Annotated in this window: 14 protein-coding genes and 1 tRNA gene; 4 read left to right on the forward strand and 11 right to left on the reverse strand. The window is 39.0% G+C overall.

The window, feature by feature from the left end:
* Positions 1-21: 21 nt before the first annotated feature.
* Positions 22-867, forward strand: coding sequence for a deoxyribonuclease IV (locus EP1X_RS08165; RefSeq protein ID WP_055283479.1), 846 nt, complete (start codon positions 22-24; stop codon positions 865-867).
* Here EP1X_RS08165 and EP1X_RS08170 read toward each other — a convergent pair.
* On the reverse strand, positions 857-2,056 hold the full coding sequence (locus EP1X_RS08170) for an aminotransferase class V-fold PLP-dependent enzyme (protein WP_055283480.1): 1,200 nt from the start codon (positions 2,054-2,056) through the stop codon (positions 857-859). The genes EP1X_RS08165 and EP1X_RS08170 overlap by 11 nt on opposite strands.
* Before the next feature lie 40 nt (positions 2,057-2,096).
* Positions 2,097-3,185, reverse strand: coding sequence for a P1 family peptidase (locus EP1X_RS08175; RefSeq protein ID WP_055283482.1), 1,089 nt, complete (start codon positions 3,183-3,185; stop codon positions 2,097-2,099).
* A 91-nt stretch (positions 3,186-3,276) separates the two neighbouring features.
* Between EP1X_RS08175 and cobO the strand changes: the two genes are divergently transcribed.
* Positions 3,277-3,807 (forward strand): cob(I)yrinic acid a,c-diamide adenosyltransferase, encoded by a 531-nt coding sequence (cobO, locus tag EP1X_RS08180; protein ID WP_055283484.1) that lies wholly within the window; start codon positions 3,277-3,279, stop codon positions 3,805-3,807.
* An 87-nt stretch (positions 3,808-3,894) separates the two neighbouring features.
* Positions 3,895-4,155, forward strand: coding sequence for a UPF0147 family protein (locus tag EP1X_RS08185; protein ID WP_055283486.1), 261 nt, complete (start codon positions 3,895-3,897; stop codon positions 4,153-4,155).
* 1 nt (position 4,156) lies between these two features.
* Here EP1X_RS08185 and EP1X_RS08190 read toward each other — a convergent pair whose 3' ends face one another.
* The 6 genes from EP1X_RS08190 to EP1X_RS08215 form a co-directional block, all read right to left on the reverse strand.
* Positions 4,157-4,720: an aldolase gene (locus EP1X_RS08190; protein WP_055283487.1), complete on the reverse strand. Its 564-nt coding sequence runs from the start codon at positions 4,718-4,720 to the stop codon at positions 4,157-4,159.
* Positions 4,713-5,300 carry a hypothetical protein gene (locus EP1X_RS08195; protein ID WP_055283489.1) on the reverse strand — a complete coding sequence of 196 codons (588 nt, stop codon included), beginning with the start codon at positions 5,298-5,300 and terminating at the stop codon, positions 4,713-4,715. The genes EP1X_RS08190 and EP1X_RS08195 overlap by 8 nt, the downstream gene beginning before the upstream one ends.
* 106 nt (positions 5,301-5,406) lie before the next feature.
* A complete protein-coding gene (locus EP1X_RS08200) occupies positions 5,407-6,720 on the reverse strand; it encodes a TRAP transporter large permease subunit (protein WP_055283491.1) in 1,314 nt (437 codons plus the stop codon).
* 6 nt (positions 6,721-6,726) lie between these two features.
* Positions 6,727-7,164 (reverse strand): TRAP transporter small permease subunit, encoded by a 438-nt coding sequence (locus tag EP1X_RS08205; RefSeq protein ID WP_055283544.1) that lies wholly within the window; start codon positions 7,162-7,164, stop codon positions 6,727-6,729.
* 61 nt (positions 7,165-7,225) lie between these two features.
* Entirely contained in the window at positions 7,226-8,308 is a 1,083-nt protein-coding gene (locus tag EP1X_RS08210) for a TRAP transporter substrate-binding protein (protein ID WP_253276561.1), read from the reverse strand.
* Positions 8,309-8,690: 382 nt separating this feature from the next.
* Positions 8,691-8,778, reverse strand: a tRNA-Leu gene (locus tag EP1X_RS08215).
* A gap of 272 nt (positions 8,779-9,050) precedes the next feature.
* Between EP1X_RS08215 and EP1X_RS08220 the strand changes: the two genes are divergently transcribed.
* A complete protein-coding gene (locus EP1X_RS08220; RefSeq protein WP_055283495.1) occupies positions 9,051-10,271 on the forward strand; it encodes a transglutaminase-like domain-containing protein in 1,221 nt (406 codons plus the stop codon).
* A gap of 27 nt (positions 10,272-10,298) precedes the next feature.
* Here the strand turns inward: EP1X_RS08220 and rpiA are convergent, their stop codons facing one another.
* The 3 genes from rpiA to EP1X_RS08235 are packed head-to-tail and all read right to left on the reverse strand — an operon-like array spanning position 10,299 to position 12,690.
* Positions 10,299-10,982, reverse strand: a complete 684-nt coding sequence (rpiA, locus tag EP1X_RS08225) for a ribose-5-phosphate isomerase RpiA (protein WP_055283497.1) — start codon at positions 10,980-10,982, stop codon at positions 10,299-10,301.
* 3 nt (positions 10,983-10,985) lie between these two features.
* The gene (locus tag EP1X_RS08230) at positions 10,986-11,309 is read right to left on the reverse strand and encodes a hypothetical protein (protein ID WP_055283498.1); all 324 of its coding nucleotides are present in this window, start codon (positions 11,307-11,309) and stop codon (positions 10,986-10,988) included.
* Positions 11,310-11,358: 49 nt separating this feature from the next.
* A complete protein-coding gene (locus EP1X_RS08235; RefSeq protein ID WP_172672615.1) occupies positions 11,359-12,690 on the reverse strand; it encodes a pyridoxal-phosphate dependent enzyme in 1,332 nt (443 codons plus the stop codon).

The raw sequence follows: 12,690 nt of genomic DNA on the forward strand, positions 1-12,690 counted from the left end.
ACCTAATTTTAGGTGATAAGAATGATAAAGGTCAGGCGATTAAGATTTGGGACTGCAGGAATACCTATTTCAACTCCTAAACCATCTACAATCACTGGAATAGAACAAGTTAGAAAGCTGGGTCTAGATGCTATGGAACTTGAATTTGTTAGAGGAATCAATTTAAAGCCTGAAATGGCAAAGAAGATCGGGGAAGTTGCTCAAAAAAATGACGTGCTTCTGACAGCTCACGCACCTTATTACATAAACTTAAACGCAACTGAAAGAGCAAAAGTAGAGGCGAGTAAAAGAAGAATAATTCAAAGTGCTGAAAGACTCTACGAAGCTGGAGGATGGAGTGTAGTTTTCCATGCAGGCTACTATCTCAAACAAGATCCTGCTAAAGTATATGAGAAAATAAAAACTGAAATAAGAGATATCGTAAAGACTTTGCAGGATAAAGGAGTGGAGGTATGGGTTCGACCAGAACTCACCGGAAAACCCACTCAATTTGGAGATTTAAAAGAGCTCATACGCTTGAGTCAAGAATTAGAGCATGTTTTACCTGCAATAGATTTTGCACATTGCCATGCCAGAAATAGGGGGAGATACAATAGCATAGAAGAATGGAACGAAATGCTCTCCCTAATCGAGCAAGAGCTAGGACGAGAAGCCTTAGATAACATGCATATTCACATAAGTGGAATAAACTACTCTGAAAAAGGTGAAAAAAATCACCTAAATCTGCAGGAAAGCGACATGAAATGGGAGGATCTCCTAGCTATACTCAAAGAATTCAGAGTGAAAGGAGTTGTAATAAGCGAGAGCCCAAACATAGAAGGCGATGCCATATTAATGAAAAAGAAATACAAGGAAATTAAAGTTTAACCAAGTTCTTAAAGAGATGTTCAAGGAATATCTCTACTTCATCCATGTCATTGTATAGATGAGGAGATATCCGCAAGCCATAATGTCCAAGAACTCCTCTATGGCTTATTTTTATGCCTTCCTCTAAGAGTCTTTGATAGATCTTTTTTTCTTTTTCATAACTCAGTCCAGTTTTTACTGTTATTATAGAAGAACACTCATGTTCATTATGATCTCCAATAACCTCAAGTCCGGCGCTTAATATTTCATCTCTAATTCTTGCTATAAGCTTCTTATTATGGTTCTCAATTTTTTCAATTTGGAGCCTATTTATTAGCTCCAATGATGCCCCTAAGGTAACTGCCAGAAGGTATGGAGGTCCGCCTCCAAAATCCATCTTTTTTGCATCTTTCCTTAATACGAAATCTTCCCATGGATTTTTCTCTGGAATACTCCACCAGAGCCCCCACTCACCTGTTGGAGCCTCCATATTCAGTAGGCCTGGAATTGGGGAGAGTTCCTCTAGGATTTCATCAGAAAGATACATGAGGCCTGAACCCACAGCAGGATTTAAAAGCCATTTTTCACCACCAGCAACAAGGGCATCTACCCCTTCTCTCTTAGGGAAGAGAGTTAAGCTTCCAAGGTGTTGGACAGCATCTACAATAAGCCATGCTCCATGCTCATGGACTATTTTCGAGAGTTCTTTAAGATCAATCCTTTGTCCTGAAATCCATTGGATTGAGCTTATAACTACAGCAAAAGTTTTGTCATCTATTGATTTTTCAATCTCTTCAAGGGAATACCAACCATTTTTGTTTTTAACAACCCTAAGTTCAAGTTTATATTTCTCCGAATAGCTCTTCAAAAGACATGAAAGGGAAGGAAATTCCATATCGAGAGAGACTATATTCATCCTTTCTTTTGGCGTTAGAGCCATTAAAATTCTTCTCAAGCCTTCAGTGGTCTGAATTGTCAGCCCAATGTTTTCCTTCTTAACTTTCATCAGTTTTGCTCCCTCTTCAAGTGTCTCATTAAGAAACTTCACGTCCAAAACATCAACAGAATCCGAACCTTCTCTAAAGTCTATAATATAGTTTAGGAAATCTAAGACACGTTTTAAAGAAGTCAAAGGAAGCATCCCTGCACTTGCAGTGTTTAAGTATGCTCTAAATTGCTCTAAGCCGGGGAACAAGTGTTTGACTCTCAAAATACCCACCTGAAAATGATTTCAGGAAGAACATAAAAACTTAGCTCCTCTCAAGTCGTCCATATTTTTCCATGATCTCTAGAACTTTGTCTTTGGGAAGAGCATGCCTTATATGGCCATCCCTACCTACCATCGTTTCTGCTTGAAGAAGGGAGTTTATTATGGCTTCCTCCACCGCTTCAGCGGTAGCTTTGAACAACATGGAAAGGGAACTATCGGGAAGAACGTCTAGTTTTAAAGGTTTTTCCATGTAATGGGGAATTTTTTGGGCTGTTGAAAATGCAAGAGCGATATCTCCACTTCCATTGTAAGCGTAACCTCCAGTTCTTGCAAGTCCAACAATAGCCCTCTTTGCAACTCTACCTAGTTGTCGGGAATTTAATGGAGCATCAGTAGCAATTACCATTATGATACTGCCTTTTCCTTTTCCACCTCTTCCAGGCCAGTCTTTTAATTCCATACCAACTGGAACTCCAGCTATGGTTAAATCCTCCCTTTTCCCAAAGTTACTCAAAACCAATGCTCCAACATTATATTCCTCTCCTGCTATCTCAACAATCCTAGAAGATGAGCCAATTCCTCCCTTAAACTCAAAGGCACTCATCCCAGTCCCAGCTCCAACTGAGCCTTCTTTAAAATACCTATTAGCGCTTTCAATTGCATCAAATACGTGTTCTTTTTTCACATGTCTTCCTCGGATATCATTTAAGTATGAGTCATTACATTCCATGACAATAGGGTTAACTGATCCCGTGGTTACTCCAATATCTTCATTTTCTTTTAGCATGTATTCAATAAGAGCATCTGTAGCCACGCCAACACTTAACGTATTTGTTAGAAGTAGTGGAGTTTCAATGGTTCCTAGTTCCATCACTTGGATGAGTCCTACTGGCTTCGCATACCCATTCATAACAAAAACCCCTGCTAAAACCTTTTCCTTATAAATATTGCCATCATGTGGAAGTATAGCAGTTACTCCTGTTCTAACAGGACCTTTCCCAGGGATAAGCTTGCCCTCTCCCCAAATTAATGTAACATGCCCTACTTTGACTCCGTTAACATCGGTAATAGAGTTCATTTTCCCATGTTCAAAAACCCCTATTCGGATTCCAAGTTCTAGGGCCTTCATAACCTCCCACCAAAGAAAGTGTAACACCAAAAAATAAAAGCTATTCCATAACGGATAAATACTCCAATACTAAGTTAAAGTGGTGAAAACCGTGGAAGAATGGAAAGAAAAACTGGGTCTAGTCCACATCTATACAGGGGACGGAAAAGGAAAAACCACAGCTGCATTGGGCTTAGCCCTTCGAATGCTTGGGAATGGGGGAAAGGTCATTATAATACAATTTTTAAAATCTCCTAATGTTTACGGCGAACAGAAAAAAGCCTTAGAGTGTGGAATCGTATTGGAAGCTTACGGACTCCCCAAATTCGTGCATGGAAAGCCCGAACCTGAAGAAATTGAAGCTGCAAGAAGGGCATTAAGAAGAGCAAAAGAGGTTGTGAGAAGTGGAGAGTGGGATCTCGTAATTCTAGACGAAATATGTGTGGCTCTAGGTTTCAAGATGATTAAAGTTGATGAAGTTATAGAACTCATAAAAGAAAAAGCCTCAAACACCGAAGTAGTATTCACAGGGAGATACTGTCCAAAAGAGCTTTTTGAGATTGCAGACTACGTGACCGAAATGAAAGAAATAAAACACCCATACCAAAAAGGAATATCGGCCAGAAAAGGTGTTGAATACTAAAAACACCGAAAAGGTTTTAATAACCAAGGTTCAATATATGGTGGAGAAATTTTAGTTACCGATTCTTATTAAATCGGGGGTGGAAAAATGAGCGACGTAGAAGTAAGAATTCAACAAATTGTCCAGGTTCTGAGGGAACAAGTTGTCCAAGACACAATAGTACCTAGAAATATTAGAAGAGCTGCTGAGAAGGCCATAGAAAGCTTGATGGACACTAATAAAGAGCCAACTGTGAGAGCTGCAGATGCAATTGCGATTCTTGAAGAAATTAGTGAAGATCCCAATATGCCAATGCACACAAGAACGATAATCTGGGAAGTTTTAGGAGCTTTGGAGCAAATCAAATGATTTACATGCCTTTCTCTTTTAAATACCATAACTTTGCGCTTTCTTCTACTAATTCTACCTTATAATACGCCTCTCTTAAACTCCTTCCCACAGTCACTACCCCGTGATTCTCCATAATAACCGCATCATACGTCTCTAGGTATTTTGCCGTTTCTCTAGCTAATTCCCAGCTCCCTGCAGGTTTAAACGGGACTATTGGTATCTTCTTCAGATATACCTCAGCTTCGGGTGTTATTATCGGAAGCTCTTCCTTGACTTTGGTTGAGGAGATTATAGAATAAGGAGGATGAAGATGTGCTATTGCTTTAACGTCTTTTCTTCGTTTATACACTTCTACATGAAGCTTCCACTCAGAAGATGGACGAATGGGATTCAAAGGATTACCTTCTAGGTCTACTACTGCTATCTGTTCTGAGGTAAGATCATCCATCACAGATCCCGTAGCCTTTATAAATATTTTTCCATTGAATAGGATGCTTAAATTCCCCCCAAAAGCTGCCGTTAAGCCTCTTTCATGTGCCAAATGGGAATATTTCTCTATAATGCTTTTGACAAGCCTACTCATCTCTCATCACCTTTATCCCAAATCCACAAGACGTACAGTAAGCTTGTTTTCCTTTCCAAGCTAGGTTTTTAGCTCCACATATTGGACAAATGTCTAGTTTTCCACTCTCCTTCCAAATTTTATAAACATCTTTCTCCACTATTAAAAAGACTTCATCTCCCTCTTCTTTAAAATACCCTAATACCGGAGTGCTCTTTAATTCGAATGTATTAGCATCTACAATAACGGGTTCTAGACCAATATTTCCTTCAAACCCTAGTTCATTGGCTGGAATAATCTCAATTATATATGCCTTAAGGTGTTTGTCGTGATATACAGCGACTTCTATACCATCGCTTAAAACGCCTGAAAGAGGAAGAATATCAACTGTAATATACTCTTTTAGAGGGAAAACAATTACCAACACATGTTTTCCTTTGTAGATCTCCAATTTTTTATCTGAACAGAATGGTTCGAGACCTAACCTCTCTAGAATTTTCTTGAGTTCCCCTTCAGTGGGGACCTTTTTAGTTTTTATAAGATGGGTCTTCACTTCTTCTGCAAGTGGAATTGCGAGCATTATAGGTTCATAAATTATCATTCTCCTCACCACAGAAAAATTATACTTAGAGCTTTTAGAGTTTATTCTTCACAAAAATTCCGATTCTAGTTAAAGAACAAAAAATAGAATAAGAGCATGGTGAAGTTTATCCCCCTCTCGATAGGGTCTTTATGAACCACAGAACTATTTCCGGTTTTAGAATTATAATGACTATTGCTATCACTTGCAATACGATAAATGGAAGCACGGCTTGATATATCTCGTCCATTGAAACTTCGTCAATAGCCCCTTTAAAGTAGTATAGTCCAAGTCCTACTGGAGGAGTAAGATACGAGACCAAGAGCATTGAGGTAAATGCCACACCCCACCATAGAGGGTCATAGCCCAAGTTAGTAACTGCTGGTGTTAGTATTGGAGTCATTATCATTATGATTGAGACTGGATCTACGAACATTCCAAGGAAGAATATTAAGGCTAGTGAAAATATTAGAACCGTAACTTTTGCTGCTGGAAGTGACATAAGCAGATCAACCACTAACCTCTTACCTCCAATTCCACTGAAAACTGAACTAAACGCTGATCCCCCCGCCATTATCCAACATGCCATAGAAGTCACTTTTAATGTAACCAGTAATGAGTCCTCCATGACTTTCCTATTTAGTTTTCCTCTCACAGTAACATAGATTAGACTCAAGAATGCTCCTACACCAGAAGCTTCTGTTGGCGTTGCTATTCCTGTGAATATTGACCCAAGTACACCAAGTATTATAGCAAGCGGCCCAATTAGGTATTTAAGTGAGATTATCTTTTCTTTGAGAGTGATCTCCTCCTCAGCAAATACTGGTACCTTGTCCTTGTTTAAGTGACTCCATACAAGCACATAAATACTGAAAACCAAAGCCATCACTGTACCAACCCCAAGTCCACCAGCAAAGAGTTTTCCAACAGAAACTCCAGCAACAGAACCATAAACGATCATGTTAAAACTTGGAGGAACGACTTGGGGAAGTGTACCAGCTGCTAGTATTGAACCTATGGCGAGCTTCTTATCATATCCATGTCTAACCATGAGAGGATATATAATTAGTGCCAAACTGGCTATGGCAGCTGCTATAACTCCCGACATTGCTCCAATAGTATAACCCAAAATTATCGCTATCACTGCCAAAGAACCTCTAATCCTACCCAAAAGCTTATAGAAGGTAGTAAATAACTCATCAGCTACACCACTCTTCTCAAGAAGCGCGGACATGAACACAAACAGGGGTAAAGCTACAAGAGCCCAGTTATTCATTAAGCTCCATACTCCTTGAAAAGTAACATACAAACCATTCCATCCCCAGAAAATCAACCCAAATACCATCGAAGTGAAGAACAGTGCAAAAGCTACCGGTACATTTAGCAATATAAGTCCAAAGAGGAACAGGAACATTACAAATGGCATAATCATGTTAGGCATGATGAGTCACCTCCATTGCTTAATCTTCTCTAACATCATTGGAATGGTTTGGAGCGTTATAAGGACCACTGATATTACAGCAACCCATTTGTACCACCATATCGGAGGAGCAAAAACTATTCCCAAACTAGAGTCTACTTCTCTAATCACGAATGATCTCCATGCAATTGGTGCTCCTACTAGAACTAATATGACTCCAGAAATGGCCACTATTCCAATATCTACGATATCCAGGATTTTCCTGAACTTTTCTGGCACTTTTCTGTAGATTATATCCACCGACACGTGTCCTCCTTCACGTAGAGTATATGCACCTCCTAGAGCGAATAACATTCCATAAAGCCACACTGAGACGAAGATAGCCCTAGAATCAGCCCTGTGTAAGAAATATCTGGTACCTACTTCATAGACCACAACGAGAGTTATGACCAACGTAGAATACATAATAAAAAAAGAAAGTTTGGAATTAATCCTGCTTATTAGATCCAAGGTTAATCACCTCTTTTTAGCCTTGCTTCAAAGCAGCATCTAGTGCATTAGCCCAGTCTTCGTGACCCAATTCTTTCCAGATCTCAACAAGCCTGGTAACGTATTCACGGGCCTCTGGGCTCTTTTTGGCATATTCAACATACAGGCCCATTGCAGTCTCAATAACCTTTGCATTGTCTTCAGGCGGTAGTCTACTAATTGTAGCCCCTGCTTCAACCCACTTGGCTCTGTACTCTCTGTTTAATGAGTTAACATAGTGGCTACCCCAGAGGTAAGTCTCCATGTTGGCAACTCTAATGATCTCCTTCAAGTCTTCTGGGAGTTTCTCCCATACTGCTGGATTGATTATTAAGTAAGCGTGGATAGTTGCTTCGCTGTGCAAGTTTATACCCGGAGTTGGCTCAAGAACATACTTGGCAACCTCATGGAAACCCATCTTATAATCGGCAGTATAGTCTGTCCACTCAAGACCGTCTATTGTTCCAAGCTGTAGAGCTTGGTAAAGTTCTCCAGAAGCCATCATCATGGCCTGAGCACCGAGGGTATTATAAAATACTGCTGCCATACCAGAAGATCTTAGGATTTTACCATTTAGATCATCGAGTCTGTTTATAGGAGTTGTTGTAACGAGAATTTCTGGCTCTCCATATATCATTGGTCCTATATAAACCACTCCAAACTTTTCAAATGTGGCTTTAATGAGGTCTTCAACACCTTTTACTTGGAAGAAAACCTCATATGGGTTTGAGAGTGGTCCTGGTTTACCTCCAGAAAGAGCCATAATTGGGTCTTGAGAGGCCAAATAGCTACTATAGAATATAGCCATATCAACCACGCCATTGGCTGTGGAGTCTACGATTTCAGTTACGGGGAAACCAAGCTCTCCTGCCTGATATACCTCTATCTTTATCCTACCATTGGACATTTTTTCAACTGTGTCAGCAAAATGTTGAGCAATTTCAAATCCTGGGTCACCGGCCAAATAGAATGTAGCCATTTTGAACTCATAAGTTTCTGTTGGAGCAGTTTGGGTTTCTGAAGGTTGTGTTTGCCCTCCAATACATCCTGCCACAAAGGACAGGACCACCAAGGCAATCAATCCAAATACCAAATTTTTTCCAAAAGAGATTTTTTGCAACACATTTAAACCCTCCAGTAGATTTTCGTCATATTGTTACAATTACTAAGTATTTAATTCTTTTTGCATACTTAATTGTCATAGTGTCAGTACTTGACTTTGGTTATTTTTAAACATTGGCACTATTTTTGAAAATATTTAATACTCACTAAATATTTGATAAATATCAAAATAATATAACCTTGAATTTAGAATTTGATGACATATTGAAAGAGTTATCGGATTTTTGAAAAAAATTTCTTTAAAGCTGTCAATAAATTGAAGATATTTCGTGAATATTTGAAAATTGTAAATGTGACAAGAGATTTTGAAAACCTAGGAGAAAAGCATTCGAGCATATTAATGGTGCGGGGGAGGGGATTTGAACCCCTGAACCCCTACGGGAGTGGATCTTGAGTCCACCGCCTTTGACCAGGCTCGGCAACCCCCGCGCATTTCGCAGGGTTCATTTCTCTATACATCTCCTTAGTTTTAAAAAGATTATGGTCTTTAAATTTGAATATGAAAAAACTTCTAAGTTTCTACTCTATAGTTATGTGTTTTACGTAAAAACTTCTAACTTATAACTTATTCTTCCTTTAAGATGGTGATTTCAATAGAGACAAGAAGACAAGATATTTTTCTTTTTCATACACTATACAAAAATTGTTAAATAAAAGGAATACTTAACCCCATAAGATGAATAATAAAGGAGGCAACCACTTTGTCTAAGGATACTTCAAAAATAAAACTCATAGCAGGATTGCTTATACTATTGATTCTTCTCTCTTTTAGTGCATGGTACTTTACAACCAGAACAAAAGGTGAGACAAAAGAGCCGCTGCCGACTTTAACAACCTCAACCCCCTCTCCCACTACCACTACTACAACATCCCAAACCACTATAGAAACCACAAGCACAAGCACCACTACGACTACAACTGCTATAGAAACTACTACTTCTTTACCCGAGAGCACCTGTCCCAGTATTTGGAGATACATATTCAAAGAAGCCCTAAAATGCGGATTAAGTTCAAATGAACTAACAAAGATCTCCTATCTTGCAATAGAGTTAAAGGGGCAAACTGTACAAGAAAGTGCGTGGAACATTCTAGAATGGCTTCAGAATAACATCGAATATGATCATTACAAAGCCTCTCTCCCAGCTCCAATAATACAAATTTCTGAAAACGGGACTATTATTGGGGTTACAGGAGGAGAAGGAACAGAAATCCAAACCCCATATGAGACTATCAAAAAAGGGAAAGGAATATGTACAGATTACACAATCTTAACGCTAGCTCTACTGCTAGAAATGGACTATTCCCCAGTATATGCATTTGAAATTAACTTTGAAAACTCAAGTACAAAACATACGACGGCAGCAATTAAAATCGATGGCGAATACTTCCTTTTGGATCAAAATTTGCCCCCCATGGATCTGGGCACATATTACAATAAATGGGCCATTTATAGGGAAGAAAAACTGCTTATTTCAAATGCCACAGTGTATGAAATACAAAAAAGTGGCGAAAATCTCACAATAAAGATAATTGGAATAGTGCTTGCTGAAGACTTCAAGAATAGAAATTATGACTTCACATCAGCAAACTTGGCAATGATGGCGAATGATCTAATGGAATTATTTCTCGAAAATTACCCAAACCTAAGCAGGGATTTCTACATCTCTGATATTGATAAAAAAGTTCATCTTCCATATGGCTATGCAAATAGAAGCACTTGGAAGCTTGAACTGCCTAATTTCATAGATTATTACACCCCCACATTTCACACAGAATTTGTGAAGTACTTTTACAGAAGATTCACAGAAAACCCAGAAGTTGTCAAAGATTTATCCAAATTTAACCGCTTATGGATTCGAGTGGAGAGGGATCAAAATACACTTAGAATTGTGCTAAACTTGGCAGAAAGAATAGAAAGTTAAGTTCTTTTATTTAGTTATTTAAAGAATTTATCTCTCTAACTTTTTGACACCCTCTTTTGTGCCAACCAGAACAATATCAGCAATATCTGCAAAGATCCCGTTTTCCACAACCCCAGGAATATTGTTGAGCTCAATTTCCATGTCTAGAGGATCTTCAATCTTTTCAAACTTCGCATCGAGGATAAAGTTCCCATTATCCGTAATTATGGGACCATCCTTCTTGGTTCCCATTCTGAGCTCTGCTGTTGCATTAAATACTTCTAACTCTTCTTTAATAGCCCTCCAAGCGGCGGGAATAACTTCAATTGGTACCGGTACTCTTTGGCCGAGATACTCTACTAGTTTACTCTCATCAACAAGGACTATGAAAGTTCCAGCCCTATACTCAATAATCTTCTCCATTGTTAATGCTGCTCCTCTTCCTTTAATCAGATTAAGATGTGGATCAACTTCATCAGCTCCATCAACAGCGATATCTATTGCATCAACCTCATCAAGACTTACCACAGGAACACCGCTTTCTAGGGCCAAAAGGCGAGATTGGTGAGAGGTTGGAATACCATAAATGTCTTCAAGTTCCCCTGTCATTAGCTTTTTCCCAAGCATTTGAATGAAATAAGCAGTGGTTGATCCCGTACCTAGACCAATGATCATGTCGTCATCAATAAACTTCAATGCCTCCTTTGCAACCAGTCTTTTTAGCTCTTCCATGTATCATCCCTTCGTTATGTTGTAAAGAAGTGATTGATTTGAATAAAACTTCGGTTCTGGCTGGATGATTAGATTGTAGCTAAGCAACGTGAAGTAGAGCCAGAATAACAAGAATCCCCACATTCCCTTTCTAAGAAGGATTCTATCATCTTTAAGTTCCTCAGGAAGATCCTTAACAACAGCCATAACTATTTTCGGTGATACTAAGTATACTAGTAGCCCTGCAAGGTATCCCATTTGAGCCTGAGTTGAGAGTACTCCGCTAATAATCCCTGCCACTGCGCCAATTGTATAAAATATGAGTGACATCTTGTTTTCAACATTCACCCTTTATCACCTAAAACTTAGTTTAAAGATTCATTTAAAATACTTTCCATTATTCCTCAAAGTTCTCAAGAAGTCTTTGTCCTTTTTCAGTAAGTCTGTAATATGTTCTTCTTCCACGTTTATAAGCTTCTTCTATTAATCCCAGACTCTCGAGTTCTTTTACATGCTGATAAACGGCTTGGTACTTTATAGGTTTCTCTAGATTCTCCCAGACTTCATATCCATACATTGGTTTTTCTCTTAGCAGTTTTAGTATGTTCAATTTTGTGCCACCTATTGAAAACCGTTCCTTTTCCTCCACATAGTAACTCTTAAGCCCGGAACCGGTTATAACTAATGCTATCTTGTCATCCTTCTCGAAATAGCCCTCTTCATGAAGTTTAAGCAAAGCAGGAATTACCACTGCTGAAGAATACTCTGCAAAAACGCCCTCTTTGGCAAGTACTCTTTCTCCAAGATCGAGCTCGTCTTCTCTTATTACTACTGCAGTCCCTTTACTTTCTTTTATAGCATTTATTGCAAGTTCCTTGTTGATAGGATCCTTTACATAGAGACCAAGAGCTTTTGTAAAATCTCTCTTCGCTGGTATGCCTATTATTTCCGCTGCTATTGGGGAACAGTTCTCTGTCTGTACTGCAATTAATTTTGGGACCTCCTCTATAACACCTATCTCTAAAAGTTCTTTGAAACCTTTGTATATGCTGTAAATATTGCTCCCACTTCCTGTAGGTACTATGACATGAGTGGGATTAACTTCCTCCCAGAGTTCGAACGCAAGAGTCTTCTGACCTTCCACTCCAACTATATTATTTTCAGGAGTTATATCATAAAGGCCATTTAATCGAGAAAGTTCTGATGCGTATTCAATGCACTCGTCCACACTGTCACCATACCTTATAATCTTCGCCCCAAATGCTATCATCTGGATAAGCTTCCCACGATCCACCTTTTTAGGAACAACTACGAATGCTTCTTTATTTGCCCTAGCAGCATACGCTGCCAATGATGCCGCTGCATTTCCATCACTTGCCACAATAAATCCATTGTTACTCCAAGGAAGGCCATAAGAAACGCCTACTGTTGCTAACCTATCTCTAAAAGATCCCGTAGGGTTTCGGGTCTCATCCTTAATAAAAACCTCAAGTCCCACTTTCTCCCCAAGTTTAGCCCTTACTAAAGGTGTCCCACCCTCCTTAAGAGAGATTACTCTTTCAACAGGAGGGAGAAGCTCTTTATATTTCCAAACCCCTTTTTCTCGGGATTTCCATTTATTTATTTTTACTTTGGAATAGTCATATCTAATCTCAAGCGGAGTTCCACACGAACATTTTGGAGGGAGGAGAGAGGTATATTCCCTTCCACACTTGGGACACTTTATCAT

It is taken from the genome of Thermococcus sp. EP1 (assembly GCF_001317345.1).
In the GTDB taxonomy this organism is placed as follows: Archaea; Methanobacteriota_B; Thermococci; order Thermococcales; family Thermococcaceae; genus Thermococcus_A.

What these genes read in the sequence shown, in the direction of transcription:
- rpiA (WP_055283497.1), bottom strand. Translation starts at nt 10,982, where the DNA reads ATGGAAGAGCTAAAAAGACTGGTTGCAAAGGAGGCATTGAAGTTTATT.
- EP1X_RS08175 (WP_055283482.1), bottom strand. Translation starts at nt 3,185, where the DNA reads ATGAAGGCCCTAGAACTTGGAATCCGAATAGGGGTTTTTGAACATGGG.
- EP1X_RS08235 (WP_172672615.1), bottom strand. Translation starts at nt 12,690, where the DNA reads ATGATAAAGTGTCCCAAGTGTGGAAGGGAATATACCTCTCTCCTCCCT.
- EP1X_RS08185 (WP_055283486.1), top strand. Translation starts at nt 3,895, where the DNA reads ATGAGCGACGTAGAAGTAAGAATTCAACAAATTGTCCAGGTTCTGAGG.
- EP1X_RS08190 (WP_055283487.1), bottom strand. Translation starts at nt 4,720, where the DNA reads ATGAGTAGGCTTGTCAAAAGCATTATAGAGAAATATTCCCATTTGGCA.
- EP1X_RS08165 (WP_055283479.1), top strand. Translation starts at nt 22, where the DNA reads ATGATAAAGGTCAGGCGATTAAGATTTGGGACTGCAGGAATACCTATT.
- EP1X_RS08205 (WP_055283544.1), bottom strand. Translation starts at nt 7,164, where the DNA reads ATGTATTCTACGTTGGTCATAACTCTCGTTGTGGTCTATGAAGTAGGT.
- EP1X_RS08200 (WP_055283491.1), bottom strand. Translation starts at nt 6,720, where the DNA reads ATGCCTAACATGATTATGCCATTTGTAATGTTCCTGTTCCTCTTTGGA.
- EP1X_RS08195 (WP_055283489.1), bottom strand. Translation starts at nt 5,300, where the DNA reads ATGATAATTTATGAACCTATAATGCTCGCAATTCCACTTGCAGAAGAA.